This is a genomic window from Actinomadura rupiterrae (genome assembly GCF_024172125.1).
GTDB classification, from domain to species: Bacteria; Actinomycetota; Actinomycetes; order Streptosporangiales; family Streptosporangiaceae; genus Spirillospora; species Spirillospora rupiterrae.
The window spans coordinates 743765-769648 of the sequence record NZ_JAMZEA010000006.1 but is presented as its reverse complement, the minus strand read 5'-3'; the positions used below and the strand labels follow the sequence as shown (position 1 = coordinate 769648).

The 25884-nt window shown below is 73.0% G+C and carries 8 protein-coding genes; all 8 read left to right on the top strand.

What is annotated here, in order from left to right; genetic code table 11:
- The first annotated feature begins 47 nt into the window (after positions 1-47).
- Positions 48-644: an RNA polymerase sigma factor gene (locus FHU30_RS24285; protein WP_253878851.1), complete on the top strand. Its 597-nt coding sequence runs from the start codon at positions 48-50 to the stop codon at positions 642-644.
- 137 nt (positions 645-781) lie between these two features.
- Positions 782-1219 (top strand): acyl-CoA synthetase family protein, encoded by a 438-nt coding sequence (locus FHU30_RS24280; RefSeq protein ID WP_253878849.1) that lies wholly within the window; start codon positions 782-784, stop codon positions 1217-1219.
- 456 nt (positions 1220-1675) lie between these two features.
- Entirely contained in the window at positions 1676-12616 is a 10941-nt protein-coding gene (locus tag FHU30_RS24275) for a non-ribosomal peptide synthetase (protein ID WP_253878847.1), read from the top strand.
- A complete protein-coding gene (locus FHU30_RS24270) occupies positions 12613-20271 on the top strand; it encodes a non-ribosomal peptide synthetase (protein WP_253878846.1) in 7659 nt (2552 codons plus the stop codon). The genes FHU30_RS24275 and FHU30_RS24270 overlap by 4 nt, the downstream gene beginning before the upstream one ends.
- On the top strand, positions 20268-24248 hold the full coding sequence (locus FHU30_RS24265) for a non-ribosomal peptide synthetase (RefSeq protein ID WP_253878844.1): 3981 nt from the start codon (positions 20268-20270) through the stop codon (positions 24246-24248). The genes FHU30_RS24270 and FHU30_RS24265 overlap by 4 nt, the downstream gene beginning before the upstream one ends.
- Entirely contained in the window at positions 24245-24454 is a 210-nt protein-coding gene (locus FHU30_RS24260; protein ID WP_253878842.1) for an MbtH family protein, read from the top strand. The genes FHU30_RS24265 and FHU30_RS24260 overlap by 4 nt, the downstream gene beginning before the upstream one ends.
- A complete protein-coding gene (locus FHU30_RS24255) occupies positions 24447-25115 on the top strand; it encodes a GNAT family N-acetyltransferase (protein ID WP_253878841.1) in 669 nt (222 codons plus the stop codon). Before FHU30_RS24260 ends, FHU30_RS24255 begins: the two co-directional genes overlap by 8 nt.
- Positions 25112-25861, top strand: a complete 750-nt coding sequence (locus tag FHU30_RS24250) for a thioesterase II family protein (RefSeq protein ID WP_253878840.1) — start codon at positions 25112-25114, stop codon at positions 25859-25861. Before FHU30_RS24255 ends, FHU30_RS24250 begins: the two co-directional genes overlap by 4 nt.
- The last annotated feature ends 23 nt before the right edge of the window (positions 25862-25884 follow it).

The following is a 25884-nucleotide window of genomic DNA, read 5'->3' as shown; positions in this document are numbered from 1 at the left end:
CGTCGAAATCAGGCCCGACTACCCCCGGGAAGGCCGTGGTGTCCACGATGACCGCCCCGCCCGCCGTGACGGCGGACGACGCGGAGCTGATCCGCCGGTCGCACGACGATCCGGAGGCGTTCGCCGCGCTGTTCGACCGCTATGCCGGGATGCTGTTACCGCTACGTGTCCCGCCGGCTCGGCCCGGAGACCGCGAGGACCTGGTCGGCGACACGTTCCTCGCCGCGTTCGGCGGCCGGCACCGCTACGACCTGGCCCAGCCGGACGCGCGGCCCTGGCTGTTCGGCATCGTCACCAAGATCATGGCGCGGCACCACCGCCGCGAGGCCGCGCACTACCGGGCGCTGCGCCGCAGCCCCGTGGACGGTCCGGACGACGGCCCCGCCGAGCGGGTCGCCGCGGGCGTGGCGGCCTGGGAGTCGCGCACCGCGCTCGCGGCGGCGCTGGCCGCGCTGCCGCGCCGGGACCGCGACGTCCTGCTGCTGGTGGCGTGGGGCGACCTGTCCTACGAGGAGGTCGCGCGCGCTCTTGACATCCCCGTCGGCACCGTCCGGTCGCGGCTGAACCGGGCGCGGCGCAAGGTGCGCGCCGCGCTCGGCGGCGTCGACCCGACCGCCGTCGATCCGGCCGCTGAGGAGGGCTGAGCCGTGGGACGACCTCACACGAACGACCTACGCCCGACCGAGTGCTCCGACGACGTCACCCACCACGCCGTCACCGGCCCTGACCTGGAGCTTCTCCGGCTGCCGATCGCACGCCGATCATCAACTCGCGGCTGTACGTGCTGCGCCGCGAGGCCGACGGCACCTGGGCGGCCTGCGACGTGGACGAGGTCGGCGAGCTGTTCGTCGGCGGGATCTGCGTCGGACGCGGCTACCTCGGCGACCCCGACCGCACCCGCGCCGCCTTCTTCCAGGACCCGTTCGAGGACTTCCGCGACCCGTCCGACCACTCCCGGAACCCGTCCGCGGGCCCCCGGAGCCCGTCCGAGGAGTCGCCCACGGGCCGGCTCTACCGGACCGGCGACGCGGTGAAGCTGCTCCCGGCGGGCGCCGGCGGCGAGGACCGGCCCGTCCTGCAGTACCTCGGCCGGGTCGACCGGCAGGTGAAGATCGCCGGGGTGCGGATGGAGCTGGGCGAGATCGAGGCGGTGCTCCAGCGCCATCCGGGGGTGGGCGCGGCGGCGGTCGTGGTCCACGAGTTCGATTACTCGGGGTAGTCGCCCCGGCTCGTTTCGGTCGTGAACCATTGTCACATCCCGCGCGTCCGCGTTCACCCAGCGAACGCTCAGCGGCGGAGTTTTGTCACCTTGGTTAGTGATTGCAGTGGTCAAGTTATGCTTTCGGGGGGATTGCGGGGCATGTGACGGGCTGGTTAACTGAGCCCCTGCTACTCCTGAGTAGAGGTGCGGGTCGAGGGGTCCTCGGCACCGGGCGAAAGCAGCGGCGCTCCCGTCCGGACACGCGGTCGGGGCTCCCGGTGACAGACGTGTCCCGCCACGGCCGGGCGCGCGGCCGGGCGAGACGTTCCGAAGGGGCTGGGGGAAAGGGGAACGGCGCCACCCGACGGTTTTGTTGTTTCAACGCTTTTCGCATTCGCGTGGCTTCCCGGCATGGGCGTGCGTCCGTGCCGCCCGGGGAGCGCCGACCCCCTTCGACCGGGAAAGTTCCACTGAATGTCCCCCAGCGAGTTCGTTCCTCTTTCGGCCGCGCAGCAGAGCGTCTGGTACGCCCAGCAGCTGAATCCCGAGGTGCCGATCTGCATCGCGCAGTACATCGAGATCGAGGGGCCGCTCGAACCGGCGCTGTTCGAACGCATCGGGCGTCTGGCGACGCACGAGTTCCCGGGTATGCAGATCCGCTTGGCCGAACGCGACGGGCTGCCGTTCCAGACCATTGCCGAGGACGCGCACGCCGACATTCCCACGCTCGACTTCTCGGCCGAGCCCGACCCGCGCGAGGCGGCCGACGCCTGGATCCGCGCCGACATGGCCACCCCGATGGACCTGTACGGCGACTTCCTCTACACGCTGCGGGTGCTGCGCCTCGGCCCCGAGCTGCACCGCTGGTACCTGCGCGCGCACCACGTCGCGGTCGACGGCTTCGCCGGGTCCATGGTCAACGCCCGGATGGCCGAGCTGTACAACCTGCTGGTCGCGGGCGGCGAGTACGAGCCGCGCGAGCGCGGCGACTTCCGCGCGCTGCTCGCCGAGGACGCCGCCTACCGCGAGTCCGAGCGGTTCGCGCAGGACCGCGCCTACTGGACGGAGCGGTTCGCCGACCTGCCCGAGGTCGTGACCTTCACCTCGCGGACCGCGCCGCCGACGATGGACTTCCTGCGCAGCACCACCACCCTGGACGCGGCGGTCAGCTCGGAGCTGGCCGCCGGCGCCCGCCGCCTGCGCACCGCCACGCCCGGCATGGCGATCGCCGCGACCGCCGCGTACATGGCCCGCGTCACCGGCACCGAGGAGGTCGTGCTCGGCCTCGCGGTCACCGGCCGCACCACCGAGCTGGCCCGGACGACGCCGACGATGATGTCCAACATCGTCCCGCTGCGGGTGACCGTCGACCCGGACCTGTCCGTCGAGGAACTGACCCGCTCGGTGTCCCGGGCGACCGCGCGGGCGCTGCGGCACCAGCGCTACCGGGTCGAGGACCTGCGCCGCGACCTGGGCCTGCTCGCCGACGGGCGGCGCCTGTACGGCGCGATCGTCAACATCATGCCGTTCGACTACACGGCGGACTTCGCGGGCAGCCTCGCCACCGCGCACGCCCTCGCGCTCGGCCTGACCGAGGACATCGCGTTCAACATCCACGACGGCCTGGACGGGCGCGGCACCCGCATCGACCTGGACGGCCACCCGGCGCTGTACTCGTCCGAGGAGATCGCCGCGCACCACGAGCGGCACGTCCGGTTCCTGCGCACGCTGGCCGCCGCCGACCCCGCCACCCGGATCGGCGACCTGCCGCTGCTGTCGGACGGCGAGCGCGAGGCCGTCCTCACCCGCTGGAACGGGCCCGAGACCGGACGTCCCGCCGCCACCATCACCGAGATCTTCGCGGAGCGGGTCGCCGACGCGCCCGACGCGCCCGCCCTGGAGACGGCCGACGGCTCGTTCCGCCTCGGCTACGCCGAGCTGGCCGCCCGCACCGACCGGCTCGCGCACCGGCTCGCCGCGCTCGGCGTCGGCCCCGAGACCCCGGTCGCGACGCTGCTGGACCGGTCGCCCGCGATCGTCGAGTCGTCCCTGGCGATCCTGAAGGCCGGCGGCCACTACGTGCCCGTCCACCACTCCTTCCCGGCCGACCGGGTGGCGTGGCTGATGCGCGACACGGGCGCGACCGTCCTGATCACCGACCGCGCGATGCTCGACCGCAACCCGTGGCTCGCCGACGCGCCCACCGCCGGGATCACCCTCCTCAACCTGGACGACCCGGCGGAAGACGCGCCCGAAGCCGCGCCCGAAGCCGCCTTCGCGGCCGTCCACCCGGACCAGCTGGCCTACGGGATCTTCACCTCCGGCTCCACGGGCCTGCCGAAGGGCGTCGGCGTCAGCCACCGCGCCGTGGTCGACTACGCGACCGACTCCCGCACCCGGCTCGTCCCCGGCGACCGGATGCTGCTGCACTCGGCGCACGCGTTCGACGCGTCCACGCTGGAGATGTGGCGGCCGCTGCTCGGCGGCGCGACGGTCGTCGTCGCCGCGCCCGGCATGATCGACGCCGACACCCTGGACCGGACGGTCCGGGACGCGGGCATCACCCACCTGTTCGCCACGACGTCCCTGTTCAACCTGGTCGCGGCCGAGCGCCCGGCCGTGTTCGCGCCGCTGCGGACGCTGGAGCTGGGCGGCGAGGCCGCGTCCGCCTCCGCGATCGCGCGCGTCCTGGACGCCTGCCCGGACACGGCCGTCCTCAACGCCTACGGCCCGACCGAGGTCACCACCTACACGACCCTCTACGACACGCGCGGCGCGGTCTCGGCGGACGACCTGTCCGTCCCGATCGGCTCGGCACTGGACGACACCCGCCTGTACGTGCTGGACCGCGCGCTGCGGCCCGTCCCGGTCGGGGTGCCCGGCGAGCTGTACGTCGCGGGCGCGGGCGTCGCGCGCGGCTACATCGAGCGGCCCGGCCTGACCGCCGCCGCGTTCGTCGCCTGCCCGTTCGGGCCGCCCGGCGACCGCATGTACCGGACCGGCGACCTGGTCCGGCTTCGCCCGGACGGCACCCTGGAGTACCTGGACCGCGCCGACCAGCAGGTCAAGATCCGCGGGTTCCGGATCGAGCTGGGCGAGATCGAGGCCGCGCTCGCCGCCCATCCGGACGTCGCGCACGCCGCCGTGGTCGCCCGTGAGGACAAGCCCGGCGCCAAGCGCCTGGTCGGCTACGTCGTCGCCGCCGGGGACGCCGAGCCCGACCCGGCCGGACTGCGGCGGTTCGTCGCGGACGCGCTGCCCGACTACATGGTCCCGGGCGCGGTGCTCGTCCTGCCGACGCTGCCGCTCACCGGCAACGGCAAGCTCGACGTCCGCGCGCTGCCCGCGCCGGAGCCGGTGGCGGGCGACCGCCCGTTCCGCGCGCCGCGCACCCCGGTCGAGACCACCCTCGCCGCGCTGTTCGCCGAGGTCCTGGACGTGGACCGGGTCGGCCTGGACGACGGGTTCTTCGACCTCGGCGGCGACTCGATCATCGCGATGCGGCTGGTGTCCCGGGCCCGCGCGGCCGGGATCGCGCTGTCGCCGCGCGATGTGTTCCAGCGCCCGACCGTGGACGAGCTGGCCGCCGTCGCGACCGCCGCCGAACCGGACACCGCCCCCGCCGCCGAGCCGGTCGGCGACGTCCCGGCGACGCCGATCATGCACTGGCTGCGGGAGCTGGGCGGGCCGGTGGCCGGTTTCCACCAGAGCGTCGTGCTGCGCACCCCGCCCCACCTGGGCGAGGACGCGCTCGCGCGGGCGCTCGGCGTCCTGCTGGAGAAGCATGACGCGCTCCGGATGACCCTCGCCGAGGACGGCTCCCTGGCGATCCCGGCCGCCGCGCCGGACGCCTCCGGGCTCGTCCGCCGCACGGACGTCCAGGGCATGAACCCCGACCAGGTCGCCGAGGCCGAGCTGGCCATCGCCCCCGACCGGCTCGACCCGGCGTCCGGCGTGAACGTCCAGCTCGTCTGGCTCGACGCCGGGGACGACCCCGGACGCCTCCTCGTCGTCGTCCACCACCTCGTCGTGGACGGCGTGTCCTGGCGCATCCTGCTGCCCGACCTCGTCACCGCCTGGGCTGGCGCGGACCCCGACCCGGCGGGGACGCCGTTCCGCGACTGGGCCCTGCGCCTGACCGCCGAGGCCGCCGACCGCATCGGCGAGCTGCCGCTGTGGCGCGGCATCCTCGACGGCCCGGACGTTCCGCTCGGCAACCGGCCGCTCGACCCGGCCCGCGACACGCACGCCACCGCCCGCTCCCTCACGGTCAACCTCGACGCCGCGACCACCCGCGCCGTCCTGACGACCGTGCCCGCCGCGATCCACGGCCGTCCGACCGACGTGCTGCTCACCGGCCTCGCCCGCGCCGTCGCGGCCTGGCGCGGCGACGCCAGCCCAGTGCTGCTCGACCTGGAGGGCCACGGCCGCGAGGATCTGTTCCCGGGTGTCGACCTGTCCCGCACGGTCGGCTGGTTCACCAGCAAGTACCCGGTGCGGCTCGACGCGTCCGCCGACCTGCGCGAGACCAAGGAGCGGCTCCGCGCGATCCCGGACAGCGGCATCGGCTTCGGCCTGCTCCGCCACCTGCACGAGGACGCCCGCGCCGAGCTGGCCGCGCTGCCCTGCCCGAAGATCGTCTTCAACTACCTCGGCCGGATGGAGACCGGCGACGGGGACTGGAGCGTCGCGTCGGTGTCCGGCGGCGCGGACGATGCGATGCCGCTCGGCCACGCCCTCGCCATCGACGCCATCGCCCCCGCCGCCTTCGGCGAGCTGTCGGTCACCTGGACCTGGGCGGACGGCATCCTCGGCGAGACCGCCGTCCGCGCGCTCGCCGACGCCTGGTTCACCGCGCTGCGCGACCTCGCCGCCGCCGGCGACGCCGGGCACACCCCGTCCGACTTCCCGCTCGTCGCCGTGGACCGCGCCGACGTCGCCGAACTCGACCGGACCTTCCCCGACCTCGCCGACGTGTGGCCGCTCGCGCCGCTCCAGCAGGGCCTCTACTTCCACGCGCTGCTCGATGCGTCCGCGACCGACGTCTACACCGGCCAGCTCGTCCTTGACTTCGACGGCGACCTGGACATCGAGGCCCTCCGGGACGCCGCGTTCGAGCTGCCCGCGCGGCACCCGTCGCTGCGCACGGCGTTCACGCAGACCGTCGCGGGGGAGCCCGTCCAGGCCGTGCTCGGTGTGGTGTCCGGCGACGAGCTGTGGCGCGAGGTCGTCGCCGACGACGCCTCGCTGCCCGCCCTGATGGACGTCGAGCGGAAGCGCAGGTTCGACCTCACCCGTCCGCCGTTGCTGCGGTTCACGCTGGTCACGCTGGGGGAGCGCCGGTACCGGCTGCTGCTCACCTTCCACCACATCGTCCTGGACGGCTGGTCCATGCCGTCCCTCGCGGGCGAGCTGCTCGCCCTCTACACCGGCGAGCTCCCGCCGCGCGCGCCCGACTACAAGGACTACCTCGGCTGGCTCGTCCGGCAGGACCGCGCCGACGCAGACACCGCCTGGTCCAAGGCCCTGGACGGCCTGCCCGGCGGGACCCTCGTCGCGCCCGGCGCGCCCGACACCCCGCCCGGACTGCCGGAGAAGATCCGCGTCCCGCTCGGCGCGGAGCTGTCCGAGGCCGTCGCCGGGACCGCGCGCCGCCTCGGCGTCACCGCCAACACCGTCGTCCAGGCCGCCTGGGGACTGCTCCTCGCCCGCCTGCTCGGACGCGATGACGTGGTGTTCGGCGCGACCGTCTCGGGCCGTCCGATGGACCTGCCCGGCGTCGAGCGGATGGTCGGCCTGTTCATCAACACGCTGCCCGTCCGGGTCCGGCTGGACGACGCTGAGACCGCCGCCGCGCTGCTCGCCCGGCTCCAGGGCGAGCAGGCCGAGCTGATCCCGTTCCACCACCACGGCCTCGGCGACCTGCACCGGCTCGCGGGCGTGCCCGCGCTCTTCGACACCATGACGGTGTTCGAGAACTACCCGCTCGACGCGTCCCTGATCGGCGCGGAGATCGGCGCGGGCACCCGGCTCGCCGGCGCTGACCTGCTCGACTCCACGCACTACCCGCTCACGCTCGACGCCGTTCCGGGTGCCGAACTCCAGCTCCGGCTCGGGTTCCGGGCCGACGTGTTCGACCGCGCCACGGCCGAGCGCCTGGTCGCGCAGCTGGTCGGGCTCGTCCGGGCGCTCGCCGAGACGCCGGACGCCCCGGTCGGGACTCTCGATCTGACCGGCGACGATGCCGCTTCGCTGCGCTCGGCGTTCGGCGCCCTCGCAGCGCAGGGGCCGTCCGCTTCCCTGGCCGCCGCGACGCGCTCGGCCGTCGCGCCGGTCAAGAAGCTCGTCGCGTACGTCGTGGCCGCGCCCGGCGCGACCCTCGACCCGGAGGAGCTGCGCGCGCACGTCCGCGAGCATCTGCCCGAGTCGATGGTCCCGGCCGCCGTGGTGATCATGGACGAGCTGCCGCTCACCCCGAACGGCAAGGTCGACACCAAGGCGCTGCCCAAACCGGTGCTGACCGTCCCGCTGCGCGAGTACCGGGCGCCGCGCGACGGCCGAGAGACCGCCGTCGCCGCGATCTTCGCCGAGCTGCTCGGCGTGGACCGCGCCGGGCTCGACGACGACTTCTTCGACCTCGGCGGCGACTCGCTCATCGCGATGCGCGTGGTCAGCCGGGTGCGGCGGGCGCTCGGCGCCGAGCTGCCCGTGCGGGCGCTGTTCGAGCACCCGACCGTCGAGGCGCTCGCCGCCCGGATCGGTTCGGGGGACGGCGAGCCGTCCCGGGCCGCGCTCGTCCGCCGACCGCGTCCGGAGATCGTGCCTCTGTCTTACGGTCAGCAGCGGCTCTGGTTCCTGAACCGGTTCGAGGGGCCGTCCGCGACGTACAACATGCCTGTTGCGCTGCGGATCCAGGGCGCACTGGACGAGTCGGTGCTGCGTCTTGCCCTTGCGGACGTCGTCGGACGGCACGAGTCGCTGCGGACCGTCCTGCCGGACGTCGATGGCGTTCCGCGCCAGCATGTTCTTGCCGTTGAGGACGCGACGCCTGAGCTGGTGGTCGTGGAGACGACCGAAGCCGAGCTGCCTCTCCGGCTGGGGATGGCCGCCGGGCACGCCTTCGACATCTCGGCCGAGGCTCCGCTGCGGGCCTCGCTGTTCCGGCTCGCGCCCGACGAGCACGTGGTGCTGCTGCTGATGCACCACATCGCGGGTGATGGCTGGTCGATGGCTCCGCTCGCGCGCGACTTGCTGACGGCATACGCGTCGCGGGTTTCCGGGGATGCGCCCTCGTGGGCTCCGCTGCCCGTGCAGTACGCCGATTACACGCTCTGGATGCGGGAACTGCTCGGCTCGGAGGACGACCCGTCCTCGCTGGTCGCGGGGCAGATCGCGTACTGGAAGGCGGCGCTGGCCGGTCTGCCGGAGGAGCTGTCGCTTCCTGCTGACCGTCCGCGGCCTGCCGAGGCGTCCTACCGGGGCGGGACGACCCGCTTCACCCTGCCGCCTGCGACGCACGAAGCGCTGCTCGGCCTGGCCCGCTCGACCGGGGCGAGCCCCTTCATGGTCGCGCAGGCCGCGTTCGCCGCGCTGCTCTCGCGCCTCGGCGCCGGGACGGACGTCCCGATCGGCTCGCCCATCGCGGGCCGGACCGACGAGGCTCTGGACGATCTGGTCGGCATGTTCGTCAACATGCTCGTCTTCCGGACCGACACGTCCGGGAACCCGTCGTTCCGCGAGCTGGTCGGGCGCGTCCGCGAGACCGACTTGGGTGCGTATGCCCATCAGGACGTCCCGTTCGAGCGGCTCGTCGAAGTGCTGAACCCGCCGCGCCACCTGGGCCGCCACCCGCTGTTCCAGGTCGGGCTGACCTTCCAGAACAACCCGGAGGCGCGGATCGAGCTGCCCGGCTTCACCGCCGCGCCCGAACCGCTCAACGCCGGCGTCTCCCGGTTCGACCTGCTCATGGTGCTGACCGAGAGGACCGCCGCGGACGGCTCCCCGGCCGGAATCGACGGCGAGCTGGAGTTCGCGCTCGACCTGTACGACCCGGCGACCGCCGCCACGCTGGCGTCCCGCTTCTCCCGCTTCCTCACCGAGCTTCTCGCCACCCCGGACGCCCGCGTCGGCGAGGTCGACGTGCTCGACCCGGCCGAACGCCGCACGATCCTGGACACCTGGGCAGGCGGCTCGGCTCCGGTGGCCGAGCGGGCGACGATTCCTGCGTTGTTCGAGGCGCAGGCGGCTGCTCGTCCTGATGCCGTGGCGGTGTCGTTCGAGGGTCGTTCGTGGACGTATGCCGAGGTCAACGCGGCAGCGAACCGCCTCGCCCGTCACCTGGCCGCGCAGGGCGTCGGCCCGGAGCAGTTCGTCGCGCTGTCGTTCCCGCGCTCGGCCGACCTGGTGATCGCGATCTTGGCCGTCCTGAAGACCGGCGCGGCCTACGTTCCGATCGACCCGGACTACCCGGCCGACCGAATCGCCTACATGGTCGAGGACGCTTCGCCTGTCCTGACCCTCAGCAGCATCGAGGTCGACGGGGACCACTCGTCCGAGAACCTGGATGTCGCGATCTCGCCGGACAACCCGGCGTATGTGATCTACACGTCCGGTTCGACGGGCCGTCCGAAGGGTGTGGTCGTTCCGCATCAGAACGTGGTGCGGCTGCTGCGTTCCACGGAAGCGTGGTTCTCCTTCGGCCCGGACGATGTCTGGACGCTGTTCCACTCCTACGCGTTCGACTTCACCGTCTGGGAGCTGTGGGGATCGCTGCTGCACGGCGGCCGTCTCGTCGTCGTTCCGTATCTGACCTCGCGTTCGCCGGATGAGTTCCTGAAGCTGCTGGCGGCCGAGCGGGTCACGGTTCTGAACCAGACACCGTCGGCGTTCTACCAGCTCATGGCCGCTGACCGGGACAACCCGGGCACCGATCTGGCGCTGCGGTACGTCATTTTCGGCGGCGAGGCACTCGAACTCGGCCGTCTCGACGACTGGTACAGCCGTCACGCGGAGAACGCTCCGACGCTGGTCAACATGTACGGGATCACGGAGACGACCGTCCACGTCTCGTACATCGAACTCGATCGGGCCTACGCGGCGACCGCGCCGGGCAGCATCATCGGCGTCGGCATCCCTGACCTGCGCGTTTACGTGCTCGATGAGCGGCTCCAGCCCGTCCCGGCCGGTGTGGTCGGCGAGCTGTACGTCGCGGGCGCGGGCTTGGCGCGCGGCTACCTGAAACGGCCGGCCCTCACCGCCGAACGCTTCATCGCCGATCCGTTCAGCCGCGAACCCGGCGCGCGCATGTACCGCACCGGCGACATCGGACGCTGGCTGAACGACGGCCGTCTCGAATACCTCGGCCGTTCCGACCAGCAGGTTCAGCTCCGCGGTTTCCGGATCGAGTTGGGCGAGATCGAGGCGGCCCTCGCCCGGAACGAGGACGTCAAGGACGCGGCCGTGGTCGTCCGGGACGAGAAGCTGATCGCCTACGCCGTCCCGGCCGCGCCCGGCACGACGCTTGACGCCGCCGACCTGCGGCGGTTCGTGAATGCAACGCTCCCGGACCACATGGTCCCGGCGACCGTCGTCACCCTGGACGCGCTGCCGCTGACCGTCAACGGCAAGCTCGACCGCAAGGCGCTTCCCGACCCCGACTTCCAGGCCAAGCCGGACTCTCGCGCGCCCCGCACGCCCGAGGAAGAGGCCCTCGCCGCGCTGTTCGCGGAAGTCCTGAACCTCCCGAAGGCCGGGATCGACGACGGGTTCTTCGACCTCGGCGGCGACTCGATCATCGCGATCCAGCTCGTCTCCCGTGCCCGCCAACAGGGTCTCGCCATCTCGCCGCGCGACGTCTTCCAGCACCAGACCGTCGCCGAGCTGGCCGCCGTCGCGCAGCCGGTAGGCGAGGACGAGCGCGTCGAGGTCGAGGAGTCCGGAGCCGGAACCGGGCCGGTCCCGGTGACGCCGATCGTCGGCTGGCTGCGCGAGCGGGTCGGCGGAGACGCCTCGCTGATCTCCGGGTTCCACCAGGCGACGCTCCTGGTCACACCGCCCGACCTGGGCCTGGACCGGCTGACGGCGGCCCTCCGGACCGTCCTCGACCACCACGACATGCTCCGCCTGACGCTCGACGTGGACGGGGACGACTGGCGGCCGGTCGTCCGTCCCGAGGGGAGCGTCAACGCGGCCGACCTGGTCTCCCGCGTGGACGTCGCGGGCCTGGACGCCGACAAGCTCCAGAAGATCGCCGCCGAGCAGGCCGCCGCCGCGCGCGACGCGCTCGACCCGGCGCGCGGCGAGGTCGCGCGGCTCGTCTGGCTGGACGCGGGCGAGGAGCGCGGGCGGCTGCTGGTCGTCCTGCACCACCTGGTCGTGGACGGCGTGTCCTGGCGGATCGTCCTGCCGGACCTGGTCGCCGCCTGGGCGGGAGTGGAGCTGGAGCCCGTCCCGACGTCGTTCCGCGGCTGGGCGCGCAAGCTCACCGCGGCCGCGTCCGACCCGTCCGTGACCGGCGACCTGGACGACTGGCTCGACATCGCGGACGGCCCGAAGCAGGATCTCGCCGACCGGCCGCTCGACCCGCGCGTGGACATCGCCGCGCGCGCCGCGTCGGTCCGGCTGACGCTGCCCGCCGAGGTGACGAGGCCGCTGCTCACCGACGTCCCGGCCGCCTACCACGGGCGCGTCAACGACGTCCTGCTGACCGGGCTCGCGCTGGCCGTGACGCACTGGCGCAGGCGGCGCGGCGGGCGCACGACCGGCGGCGTGCTGATCGACCTCGAAGGCCACGGACGCGAGGACGCCGTTCCCGGCGTGGACCTGTCCCGGACGGCCGGCTGGTTCACCGCGATCCATCCCGTCCGGCTCGACCCCGGCACCACTGACTGGGCCGAGATCGAGCGCGGCGGACCGGTCGTCGGGACGGCGCTGAAGAAGGTCAAGGAGCAGCTCCGCGCGGTTCCGGGCGGCAGCGGCCTGGGTTACGGCCTGCTGCGGTACTGCGGCGACGCCGACCAGGCGGACGAGCTGGCCGAGCTGCCGCCCGCGCAGCTCGCGTTCAACTACCTGGGCCGGGTCGAGTCCGGCGGCGACGGCGACTGGACGATCGCGCCCGAGGAGCTGCCCGCCGGCGAGGACCCGCGGATGCCGATGGCGCACGCGCTGGAGGTCAACGCCGTCACCCGCGACCTGCCGTCCGGGCCGGAGCTGACCGCCGTGTGGTCCTTCCCCGACGGCCTGCTCGACGCGGGCGACGTCCGGGACCTGGCCGAGACGTGGTTCGCGGCGCTGCGCGGCCTGGTCGCGCACGCGGCGTCCGGCGAGGCGGGCGGTTTCACCGCGTCCGACCTGCTGGTCGACCTGGACCAGAGCGAGATCGACACCCTGCAAGAGGCGTGGAGGAACAGGCAGTGAACCGGGGGGACCTTGAGGACATCCTGCCGCTGTCGCCGTTGCAGCAGGGGTTCTTCTTCCACGCCGTCCTGGACGACGCGGCGGCCGACGTCTACACCGCGCAGCTCGTCCTCGACCTGGACGGTCCGCTCGACGCCGCCGCGCTGCGCCGGTCCGCCGAGGCGCTGCTGCGCCGCCATGCCAACCTGCGCGCGGCGTTCTGGCACGAGGACCTGTCCAAACCCGTCCAGGTGATCCCGCGCTCGGTCGATCTGCCGTGGGAGGAAGCGGACGCGGCGGACGATGCCGAAGCGGACGCGATCGTCGCGCGCGAGCGGCTGCGGCCCTTCCCGCTGACCGATCCGCCGCTGCTGCGGTTCGTCCTGGTGCGGCGCGGGCCGGAGCGGCACCGGCTGATCCTGACGAACCACCACATCCTGCTGGACGGCTGGTCCACGCCCGTCCTGGCGACCGAACTGTTCCTGCTCTACGTGCAGGGCGGCGACGACACCGGCTTCCCGCGCGTCACCCCGTACAAGAACTACCTGGCCTGGCTCGCGAAGCAGGACCGCGCCGCCGCCGAGGTCGCCTGGCAGAAGGCGCTGTCCGGGCTGGACGAGCCGTCCCTCGTCGCGCCCGAGGCCGCCGGACGCCGTCCCGTCCCGCCGGGCAGCGCCGTCACCGAGCTGGAGGAGCGCTTCACCCGGAAGCTGACGCGGGTCGCGCGCCGCCACAACGCGACGCTCAACACCGTCCTGCAAGCGGCGTGGGGGATCGTCCTGGGCCGGATGCTCGGCCGCGACGACGTGGCGTTCGGCTCGACGGCCTCGGGCCGTCCGCCGGAGCTGCCTGGTGTCGAGCAGATGATCGGCCTGTTCATCAACACGCTCCCCGTGCGGGTCAGGTTCCGCCAGGACGAGCCGTTCGGCGCGCTCGTCGAGCGGCTCCAGGAGGAGCAGACCGAGCTTCTCCCGCACCACCACCTCGGCCTCACCGACATCCAGCGCGCGGCCGGGCAGGCCGGGCCGCTCTTCGACACCATGACGGTGCTGGAGAACTACCCGTTCGACCCGGCGAGCATGGACGGCTCGCTGAACGGCGTCCGGATCGCCGGTGCCGACGCCTACGACGCGACGCACTTCCCGCTGTCGCTGGTCGCCGCGCCCGGACCGGACCGGATGGCGCTGCGCCTGCACTACCGGCCCGACGTCTACACGCAGGACGTCGCCGACGCGCTGCTCGGGCGCGTCCGGCGCGTCCTGGAACGGTTCGCCGACGACCCCGAGCGCCTGATCGGCGCGTTCGACCTGGCCGGGGACGACGAGACGGCCCGCATCGCCGCCTGGAACGACACGGCCGTGACGCCGCGTCCGGGCACGGTCATCGACCTGTTCGAAGCGCAGGCCGCCCGCACACCAGACGACGTCGCGCTGGTCTGGTGCGGTCAATCGCTGACGTATGCGCAGCTGAACGAGCGCGCGAACCGGCTCGCGCACGAGCTGATCGCGCGGGGGATCGGCCCGGAGGACCGCGTAGCGCTCGTCCTGCCCCGGACGCCCGAGATCGTCGTCGCGATCCTCGGCGTCCTGAAGTCGGGCGCGGCCTACGTCCCGGTCGATCCCGAATACCCGGTCGACCGCATCGCCTCCATGCTGGAGGACGCGAACCCCGTCCTCACGCTCACGCTTGAGCATGGGGCGTTCTCGGCCGACCGCCCCTCGACCGACCCTTGGCGGGCGATCTCCCCGGCGAACGCGGCCTACGTCATCTACACGTCCGGTTCGACGGGAAGTCCCAAGGGCGTCGTCGTCCCGCACGCCGGAATCCTGAACTACTACGACGCGCACCGCGTCCGGTTCTTCGAGCCGGCGGAGGCCGAGGCCGGGCGGCGGATGCGGTTCGCGCACCTCGCGTCGTTCTCGTTCGACACCTCGTGGATGGGCCTGCTGTGGATGTTCCACGGCCACGAGCTGCACCTGATCGGCGACACCGACCGGCGCGACGTGGAGGCGTTCGCGTCCTACATCGCGGGCCACCGGATCGACCTGGTCAACACCACGCCCTCGCATTTCCAGTCGCTCCGCGAGGCCGGGCTCCTGGACGGCGAGCACCGCCCGTCGCAGCTGCTCATCGGCGGCGAGGCGATCAGCGACGCGCTCTGGGACGACCTGCGGGGCCTCGACGGCGTGACCGTCCGGAACTTCTACGGCCCGACCGAGGCGTCCGTCGACACCATGAGCGTGGTCGTCGCGGACGCGCCCCGGCCCACGGTCGGCGGCCCGCACCCCGGCGCCCGTGCCTACGTGCTCGACGCCGCGCTCCAGCCCGCGCCGGTCGGCGTCCCCGGCGAGCTGTACTTGGCGGGCGTCCAGCTCGCCCGCGGCTACCTCAACCGGACGGCCCTGACCGCCGAGCGGTTCGTCGCCGACCCTTTCGCCCCCGAGCCGGGCGCGCGCATGTACCGGACGGGCGACCTCGCACGCTGGACCTCCGGCGGCACGATCGAGTTCCTCGGCCGCGCCGACGACCAGGTCAAGATCCGCGGCTTCCGGGTGGAACTCGGCGAGATCGAGAACGTGCTGGCCCGGTTCGATGGCGTCGGGCAGGCCGTCGCCGTCGTCCGCGAGGACGCCGACGCCCCGGGCGGCAAGCGGCTCGCTGCGTACGTCGTGCCCGCGACGGTCGATGTCGCCGCGCTGCGCCGCCATGCAGCCGCGCACCTTCCCGACTACATGGTTCCGTCGCTGACCGTCCTGGACGCGCTGCCGCTGACCGTGAACGGCAAGGTCGACAAGCGCGCGCTGCCCGCACCGGAGGCCGCCTCCGCCGGGTCCGGGCGCGCGCCGCGCTCGCCGCAGGAGGAGATCCTCTGCGGGCTGTTCGCCGAGGTTCTCGGCGTCGCGCGGATCGGCGTGGACGACGGGTTCTTCGAGCTGGGCGGCGACTCGCTCACCGCGACCCGCCTGGTCAGCCGGATCCGCACGGCGCTCGGCGTGGAGCTGCCCGTCCGCGCCCTGTTCGAGGCGCCGACCGTCGCCGGGCTTTCGGCGCGGCTGGCCAGCGCCTCCGGTGCTGCGCGTCCTGCGCTGGTTTCGGCAGATCGTCCGGACGTCCTGCCGCTCTCGTACGCGCAGCAGCGGCTCTGGTTCCTCAACCGGTTCGACGGGCCGTCCGCGACGTTCAACATGCCCGTCGCGCTGCGGCTCCAGGGCCCGCTCGACCCGTCCGCGCTGGAAGCGGCGCTGGCCGACGCCGTCACCCGGCACGAGTCCCTCCGGACGATCTTCCCGGACGTCGCGGGCACGCCCCGCCAGCTGGTCCTGGACCCGGCAGCCGCCCGCCCGCGCATGCCGATCACCGACACATCCCCGTCCGCGCTGCCGCTCGCGCTGGCCGCGATCGTCGGGCAGGGCTTCGACCTGTCCGCCGAGCCGCCGCTGCGCGCCGCGCTGTTCCGGCTCGCGCCCGACGAGCACGTGGTGCTGCTGGTCATGCACCACATTGCGGGCGACGGATGGTCGATGGCTCCGCTCGCACGCGATGTGCTTCTGGCCTACGTCTCGCGGATTTCGGGGGAGGCGCCGTCGTGGTCGCCGCTGCCGGTGCAGTACGCGGACTACACGCTTTGGCAGCGCTCGCTTCTCGGTTCGGAGGACGACCCGTCCTCGCTGGTCGCGGAGCAGATCGCGTACTGGAAGGCGGCGCTGGACAGGCTGCCGGAGGAGCTTGCGCTTCCTGCTGATCGTCCGCGACCTGCCGAGGCGTCCTACCGGGGCGGCACGTTCACGTTCGAGTTGGATTCCGGCCTGCACGGCGCGCTGCTCGGGCTGGCTCGCGAATCCGGCGCGAGCCTGTTCATGGTCATGCAGGCCGCGTTCGCCGCGCTGCTCACTCGGCTCGGCGCCGGTTCGGACATCCCGATCGGTTCCCCGATCGCGGGCCGGACGGACGAAGCCCTGGACGATCTCGTCGGCATGTTCGTCAACATGCTCGTGCTGCGGACCGACACGTCCGGGAACCCGTCGTTCCGCGAGCTGGTCGCGCGCGTGCGCGAGACCGATCTGGGCGCGTACGCCCATCAGGACGTCCCGTTCGAGCGGCTCGTCGAGGTGCTGAACCCGGCACGATCGATGGCCCGGCACCCGCTGTTCCAGGTCGCGCTGTCCTTCCAGAACAACCCGGAAGCGACGCTCGAACTCGACGGCCTCACCGGCGGCCCGGTGGACCTCCCGCTCGGCACCGCCAAGTACGACCTCTCGCTCTACCTGCAAGAACTCACCGACGCGTCCGGCGCCCCGGCCGGGATCTCGGCCGGGCTGGAGTACGCGCTCGACCTCTTCGACCCCGACACGGCGTCCTCGCTGGCCGCGCGGTTCGAACGGCTGCTGCGCGAGTTCGTGGACGCCCCGGACGAGCCGATCGCCGCCGCCGAGATCCTCGACCGCTCCGAACGCCGCACGATCCTGCGCAAGTGGGCGGGCGGCTCGGCTCCGGTGGCCGAGCGGGCGACGATTCCTGCGTTGTTCGAGGCGCAGGCGGCTGCTCGTCCTGATGCGGTGGCGGTGTCGTTCGATGGGCGTTCATGGACGTATGCCGAGGTCAATGCGGCGGCGAACCGCCTGGCCCGGCACCTCGCCGCGCAGGGCGCGGGCCCGGAGAGCTTCGTCGCGCTCGAACTGCCGCGGTCTGCTGACCTGGTCATCGGCGTACTCGCCGTCCTCAAGACGGGCGCCGCCTACGTTCCGATCGACCCGGACTACCCGGCGGACCGGATCGCCTACATGGTCGAGGACGCCGCTCCCGTCCTGACCGTGACCGGTGTTGAGGTCGATGGCGAGTACTCGTCCGAGAACCTGGACGTGTCGGTCTCGCCGGATAACCCGGCGTATGTGATCTACACGTCCGGTTCGACGGGCCGTCCGAAGGGCGTTGTCGTTCCGCATCAGAACGTGGTGCGGCTGTTGCGTTCCACGGAAGCGTGGTTCTCGTTCGGCCCGGACGACGTCTGGACGCTGTTCCACTCCTACGCGTTCGACTTCACCGTCTGGGAGCTGTGGGGATCGCTCCTGTACGGCGGCCGTCTCGTCGTCGTGCCGTACCTGACCTCGCGTTCGCCTGATGAGTTCTTGAAGCTTCTCGCGTCCGAGCGGGTCACGGTTCTGAATCAGACGCCGTCGGCGTTCTACCAGCTCATGGCCGCCGACCGGGACAACCCGGGCACCGATCTGGCGCTGCGGTACGTCATCTTCGGCGGCGAGGCACTCGAACTCGGCCGTCTCGACGACTGGTACAGCCGCCACCCGGACGACGCGCCGACGCTGGTCAACATGTACGGGATCACCGAGACGACCGTCCACGTCTCGTACGTCGCGCTCGATCGCGTTTACGCCGCCACGGCGCCCGGCAGCATCATCGGCGTCGGCATCCCCGACCTGAAGGTTTACGTGCTGGACGAGCGGCTCCAGCCCGTCCCAGCCGGTGTGGTCGGCGAAATGTATGTCGCGGGCGCCGGTCTGGCGCGCGGCTACCTGAACCGCCCAGACCTGACGGCGGAGCGGTTCGTGGCCGATCCGTTCGGGAAGTCCGGCGAGCGCATGTACCGCACGGGTGACCTGGGACGATGGCGCAAGGACGGAACGCTCGAATACCTCGGCCGCGCTGACCAGCAGGTCCAGTTGCGCGGTTTCCGGATCGAGCTGGGCGAGATCGAATCCGCCCTCGTCCGACACGAAGACGTGACCGACGCGGCCGTGGTCGTCCGCGACGAGAAGCTGATCGCCTACGCCGTCCCGGCGACGCCCGGCATGACACTCGACGCCGCTGACCTGCGGCGGTTCGTCAGCGCGGCGCTCCCGCAGCACATGGTCCCGGCGACGGTCGTGACGCTCTGCGCGCTGCCGCTGACCTCGAACGGCAAGCTCGACCGCAAGGCTCTCCCGGACCCGGACTTCCAGGCGAAGGCCGACTCCCGCGCTCCCCGAACGGCAGAAGAAGAGACCCTTGCCGCGCTGTTCGCGGAGGTGCTCGGCCTCCAGAAGGTCGGCATCGACGACGGGTTCTTCGACCTCGGCGGCGACTCGATCATCGCGATCCAGCTCGTCTCCCGCGCCCGCCAACAGGGTCTCGCCATCTCGCCGCGCGACGTCTTCCAACATCAGACTGTCGCCGAGCTGGCCGCCGTCGCGCAGCCGGTAGGCAAGGGGGAGCAGGCGGAGGTCGAAGCGCCCGGCGCGGCGCTCGGGACGATCCCGCCGACGCCGATCATGCGCTGGTTCGGCCGCCTGTACGGTCCGACCGCCGACTACAGCCAGCGGATGCTCCTGGTCGTCCCGCCCGATCTCGGCCTGGGACGCCTGACGGCGGCCCTCCAGACCGTCCTCGACCACCACGACATGCTCCGCCTGCGCGCGGCGGACGGCGTGTTCGAGGTTCCCGAGCGAGGTTCCGTGGACGCGGGGCAGCTCGTCCGCCGCGTGGACGTCGAGGGCCTGGACGACGCGACGTTCCGGACCGTCCTGCACAAGGAATCCCTGAGCGCACGGCAGCGGCTCGCCCCGAGCGAAGGCGTCATGGTCCAGGCGGTCTGGTTCGACGCCGGGCCCGACCGGCGCGGACGGCTGCTCGTCACGGCGCATCACCTGGTCGTGGACGGCGTGTCCTGGCGGATCGTCCTGCCGGACCTGGTCGCGGCCTGGGCGGGAGCCGAGCTGGAGCCCGTCCCGACGTCGTTCCGGCGCTGGGCGCAGAAGCTCACCGCCGAGGCCGTCAGCCCCGAACGCGCCCAAGAGGCAGATCTCTGGCGCGAGATCGAGGCGACCGGCGACCCGGCGCTCGCCGACCGGAAGCTCGACCCGGCGATCGACACCTTCGGCTCCGCGCGGCACCTGACGGTAGAGCTGCCCGCCGACGTGACGGGGCCGCTGCTTACCGATGTGCCTGCCGCGTTCCACGCCCGCGCGAACGACGTGCTGCTCACCGCGCTCGCGCTCGCCGTCGCCGACTGGCGCGACGGCGCAGAGACAGGCGTCCTCGTCGATCTCGAAGGGCACGGCCGCGAGGAGATCGTCCCCGGCGTGGACCTGTCCCGGACGGTCGGCTGGTTCACGTCGATCTTCCCCGTCGCGCTCGACGCGGGCGCGCCCGCCTGGACGGAGGTCGAGAGTGGCGGCGAGGCGGTCGGCGACGCGCTCAAGCGGGTCAAGGAGCAGCTCCGCCGCATCCCGGACAACGGCATCGGTTTCGGCCTCCTGACCGGCGAGAACGCGGACCGCGAGACGCCGCAGATCGCGTTCAACTACCTCGGCCGGACGGCCGCCACCGAGGACGATGCCGACTGGTCGCCCGCCGGCCCGGACGACAATGCGGCGCTCGCCGGAGGCCAGGATGACGCGCTCGGCCTCGTCCACGCCGTCGAGGTGAACGCGCACACCCGCGACCTGCCGTCCGGGCCGGTGCTGTCGGCGACCTGGACGTACGCGGGCGGCCTGTTCGAGGAGGAGCGCATCGCGGTGCTCGCCGACCGCTGGACCGCCGCGCTGCGCGGGCTGGTGGCGCACGTGACCGAGGGCGCGGGCGGCGGGTTCACCCCGTCCGACCTGTCCCTGGTGGAGATCGACCAGGACGAGATCGACGAGCTGGCCGCCGAGCTGGACCTTTCCGACTGGGAGCTGGATTGAGCGCCGAACCCCGCCCGAGCGGCGAGCAGAAGAAGCCGTCGCAGCTCCAGGACGTCTGGCCGCTGTCGCCGCTGCAGCAGGGCCTGTTCTTCCACGCCCGCTATGCCGACGCGGATGCCGACGTCTACACCGCGCAGGTCGTCGTCGAGCTGCGCGGGGCGCTCGACGCCGCCGCGCTGAAGGCAGCCGCAGCGGCGCTGCTGCGCCGGCACGCGAACCTCCGGGCGGCGTTCCGGCAGCGCAAGGAGGGCACGCCCGTCCAGGTGATCGTCCGCGAGGTGCGGACGCCGTGGGAGGAGATCGACCTCACCGCGCACCCGGACGCCGAGGCCGAGGCGGCGGCCGTCGCCGATCGCGAGCGGGCCCGCCCGTTCGACCTGGCCAAGCCGCCGCTGCTCCGGTTCGTCCTGGTGAAGCTCGCGGACGACCGGCACCGCCTCGTCTTCACGAACCACCACATCCTGCTGGACGGCTGGTCGACCCCGATCCTCCAGACCGAGCTGTTCACGCTGTACCTGACCAGGGGAGACGACAGCGGCCTGCCGCGCGTCACGCCGTACAAGAACTACCTCGCCTGGCTCGCCAAGCAGGACCGCGAGGCCGCGGAGAAGGCGTGGCACAGCGCGCTGTCCGGTGTCGGCGAGCCGACGCTCGTCGCCCCCGGCGCGTCCGAACCGCCCGACCATGCCGAGCCCGGCCGCGTCCGGCGCGAACTCGACCCCGAACTCACCAAGGCCCTCGCCGAGCGGGCCCGCGCGCACAACGTCACGCTCAACACCGTCCTGCAGCTGGCCTGGGGGATCCTGCTCGGCCGCCTCACCGGACGCGACGACGTGACGTTCGGCGCGGCCGTTTCGGGGCGTCCGGCCGACCTGCCGGGCGTCGAGCAGATGATCGGCCTGTTCATCAACACGCTCCCGGTCCGCGTCCGGGTCGGCGCGCGGGACACGGTCGCGCGGGCGCTCGCGAACCTCCAGGGCGAGCAGGCCGACCTGCTGCCGCACCACCACCTCGGCCTGACCGACATCCAGCGCATCTCCGGCATCGGCCCGCTCTTCGACACGATGACCGTGCTGGAGAACTACCCGTTCGACCCCGAGGCCGCCGGGGCCGACCTCGGCGGGCTGACGCTGCACGGCGCCGGCGGCTACGACGCCTCGCACTACCCGCTCGCGCTCGCGGCCGTCCCGGGCGAGCGGCTGTCGCTGCGCCTCGACCACCGCGCCGACCTGTTCACCGCCGCCCAGGCCGAGACGATCATGGAACGGCTGCTGCGCGTGCTCGACGCGATCGCGCACCGGCCCGAAGTGCCCCTCGCGCGCATCGACATCCTGTCCGAGGACGAGCGCCGGAAGCTGTTCGGCGAGTGGCAGGGCGAGTCCGTCGGGCGCGTCCCGGAGACCATCACCGGACGCATCGCCGCCCTCGCCGAAGCCGACCCCGACCGCGAAGCCCTCCGCACGCCGGACGGCAGCGTCTCCTACAGCGAGCTGAACCGGCGCGCCAACCGCCTCGCGCATCTCCTGCGCGCGCGAGGCGTCGAGCGCGAGACGCGCGTGGCGATGCTCGTCGAGCGTTCGGCGGACGTCGTCGTAGCGACCCTCGGCATCCTCAAGGCGGGCGGCGCGTACGCGCCGATCCACCACAGCTACCCGCAGGACCGCGTGCAGTGGGCGGTCGCCGAGGTCAACGCGCCCGTCCTGCTGGTCGACTCGGCGATGCTGCAGCGCGTCGAGGGCCTGGACACCGACGCCGAGATCATCGTCATCGACCGCGACACCGCCCTCGCGTCCCAGCCGGACACCGACCCCGGCGTGGACGTCCACACCGAGCAGGTCGCGTACGTGATGTTCACGTCCGGCTCGACCGGGCTGCCCAAGGGCGCGATGCTCACCCACCGGAACGTCGTGGACCTCGCCACCGAGCCGGTCATGCGGACCGGCGCGCACGACCGGGTCCTCGTCCACTCGCCGCACGCGTTCGACGCGTCCACCTACGAGCTGTGGGTGCCGCTGCTCGCGGGCGGGACGGCCGTGCTCGCGCCCCCCGGACGCGTCGACGCCGCCGAGCTGGAACGCCTCGTCGCTGAGGGCGGCGTCACCGGGATCTTCATCACGACGACGCTGTTCAACCTGGTCGCCGAGGAGCGGCCCGGGGCGTTCGCCGGGCTCCGCGAGGTGCTGACCGGCGGCGAGGCCGGCTCGGTCACCGCCATGCGGAAGGTCCTCGCCGCCTGCCCGGACACCGAGGTCGGCAACGTTTACGGCCCGACCGAATGCACGACCTACACCACGATCGTCGGGATGCGCGCGCCGCTCGCCGACCCGGCCGAGAACGCGCCGGTCCTCGGCCGTCCGATCGCCGACATGCAGCTGTACGTGCTGGACGAGGCGCTGCGGCCCGTCCCGCCCGGCGTCACCGGCGAGGCGTACATCGCGGGCTCCGGCGTCGGGCGCGGCTACCTGCACCGGCCCGCGCTGACCGCCGAGCGCTGGGTCGCCGACCCCTTCGGCCCGCCCGGAACCCGCATGTACCGGACGGGCGACCTGGTCCGATGGCGCACCGACGGCACGCTGGAGTACGTCGACCGGGTCGACTTCCAGGTGAAGATCCGCGGTTTCCGGATCGAGCTGGGCGAGATCGAGACCGCGCTGGCCGCCGAGCCGGACGTCGCGCACGTCGCCGTCCTCGTGCACCGGGACGGGGGCGTGAAGCGGCTGGTCGGCTACGTCGTCCCGGCCGCCGGGACGACTCTCGACACCGCCGCGCTGCGCCGGGCGGTCGCCGCGCGGCTGCCCGAGTACATGGTGCCGTCCGCGATCGTCGTGCTCGACACGCTGCCGCTCGGCCCGAACGGCAAGCTCGACCGGCGCGCCCTGCCCGTCCCGGACTTCGCCGAGGCCGCCGCCGGACGCGCGCCCGCCGGCCCCGACGAGGAGATCCTCTGCGCGGTGTTCGCCGACGTCCTCGGCCTCGAACGGGTCGGCGCGGACGTGTCGTTCTTCGACCTCGGCGGCGACAGCGTCACCGCGCTGAAGCTGGCAAGCCGGGCCAAGCAGGCCGGTGTCGAGCTGACCCCGCGCGACGTGTTCACCCACCAGACCGTGGAGAAGCTCGTCCGCCGGACGGACGACGACGCGTCCCTCGGGTTCCAGCCGCTGCTGCCGATCCGCGCTACCGGATCGCATCCGCCGCTGTTCTTCGTCCACCCGGCGGGCGGCCTGGCCTGGGGTTACATGCAGTTCCAGGCGCACCTGCCCGCCGACCGGCCGGTTTACGGCCTGCAGTCGCGGGTCTTCACGGGGGCGGAACCGGCCGCGGACGTCGCCGCGATGGCCGCCGACTACGCCGAGCTGATCCGGACCGTCCAGCCGCACGGGCCCTACCACCTGGCGGGCTGGTCGCTCGGCGGGCTCATCGCCTTCGAGGCGGCCTGCCTGCTGCAACAGGGCGGCGAGGAGGTCGCGCTGCTCGCGCTGATCGACTCCTACCACGGCCAGGATCTCGACTCCGCCGAGCGCGACGTCCTGCCCGAGGTGCTCGGCGCGATCGGCGTCGATCCGGCGGCGGTGATCTCCGGGGGCGAGCCCGACGTCCGGAAGATCATGGAGCTGCTCGCGGCGCGCGGCGACGCGCTGTCCACCCTCGGCGAGGACGACCTCGTCCGCGTGTTCCGCGCCTACCAGGCGGGCATCCGGCAGGCCGAGCTGTACACGCCCGGCCGGTTCCGCGGCGACCTGCTGTTCTTCACCGCGCTCCGGGACCGTCCGGCGGGCGCGCCCGAGCCGCTCGCGCACTGGGGCCCGGTCGTGGACGGCACGATCACCGAGCACCCCGTGGACGCCGAGCACCACGCCCTGATGGACCCCGGACCGGTCGCCGCGATGGGCCCCGTGCTCGCCGCCGCGCTCGACGCGACCCCCAGCGGCCAGACAGGCACCACTCCCCACAACCCGGCAGGAAGGACCACCCCATGACCAACCCGTTCGAGGACCCCGACGGCACGTTCCTCGTGCTGGTGAACGGCGAGGGCCAGCACTCGCTCTGGCCGTCGTTCGCCGAGGTCCCCGCAGGCTGGACGGTCGCCAAGCAGGCCGACACCCGCGCCGCCTGCGTCGCCTACGTCGAGGCGAACTGGACCGACATGCGCCCGAGCAGCCTGGTGGAGGCCATGGGTGGCTGACCCGGCCCCCGACCCCGGCCCGCTTTTCGGGGCGGTCGAGGTCCCGGCGGTCACCGAGTGGACGATGGAGATGCGCGACCCCTCCGGGCTGCGGCCCGCGCCGCTCCCGTCCGTCGAGATGACCTTCACCCTCGCCCGGGTGCCGTCGCCGGACGTCAACCGCGCGCTCTACGCGGCGGTCGGCGCGCGGGTCTGCTGGACCGACCGGTTCGGCTGGTCGCACGCGGACTGGGCCCGCTGGGTGGACCGCCCCGAGCTGTCCACCTGGATCGTCATGGCCGAGGGCACCGTCGCCGGGTACTTCGAGATCGAGGCGCAGCCCGGCGGCGACACCGAGATCCACCTGGTCGGCCTCACCCCGGCGTTCGTCGGCCGCCGCTACGGCGGCTACCTCGTCGAGCAGTGCACCCGGCGCGCCTGGCAGCGCGGCAGGCTGTGGGCCGAGCGGTCCGGGCCCGCGACCCGAGTGTGGCTGCGCACCAGCACGCTGGACCATCCGAACGCGATCGCCAACTACCGGCGGCGGGGCTTCACCGTCGCCGCCGCGTCCACCGGGCCCAAGGTCGTCCCCGACCCGCGCGTGGCCCCCTGGCCGCTGCCGCACGACCCCCGCCTCGCCGCATCCGACGTCACCGAGGAAGTCGAGGATCTCGTCCCATGACCTGGTTCCGCTGCGTGACCGGCCGTCCCTGGGCGCCGCTGCGCCTGTTCTGCTTCCCGCACGCGGGCGGCTCGGCGGTGTTCTACCGGAGCTGGGCCGAGGCGGTCGGCCCGGCCGTCGAGCTGCACGCCGTCCAGTACCCCGGACGCGCCGACCGGATCGGCGACGCCCTGATCCCGGACGCGCGGCGGCTCGCGAAGCTGATCGCCGGCGCGCTCGCGCAGCACGCGGACCGTCCGGCCGTGCTTTTCGGACACAGCATGGGCGCGCTGGTCGCCTACGAGACCGCGCTGCTCATGCAGGAACGCGGCCTGCCGCCCGCGCACCTGTTCGTTTCGGGCGCGCGTGCCCCGCAGGGCTGGCAGGACGCGCGGCGGACGATCTCCACGCTGGACGACGACGGCGTGGTGGCCGAGATGGTCGCGCTAGGCGGGTCCGACGCCGACGCCCTGACCGATCCCGAGCTGCGGGAACTCGTCCTGCCGTACGTCCGCAACGACTTCGCGCTGGTCGAGGCGTACGAACCGGCCGCGGACGCGCCGAAGCTGGACGTTCCGGTCACCGCGCTCGTCGGCGACGCCGACCGGGACGTCCCCGTCGAGCAGGCCGGACGCTGGCGCGACACCACCACCGCGGACTTCGCGCTGAAGGTGCTCCCCGGCGGCCACTTCTACCTGCAGCAGGAGCGGGACGCGGTGGTCCGCGAGGTGCTGACCCGGCTGCAGGTCCCCGCGTCTGGGCACTGAACCGGAACCCCCGAGGAGGGCGT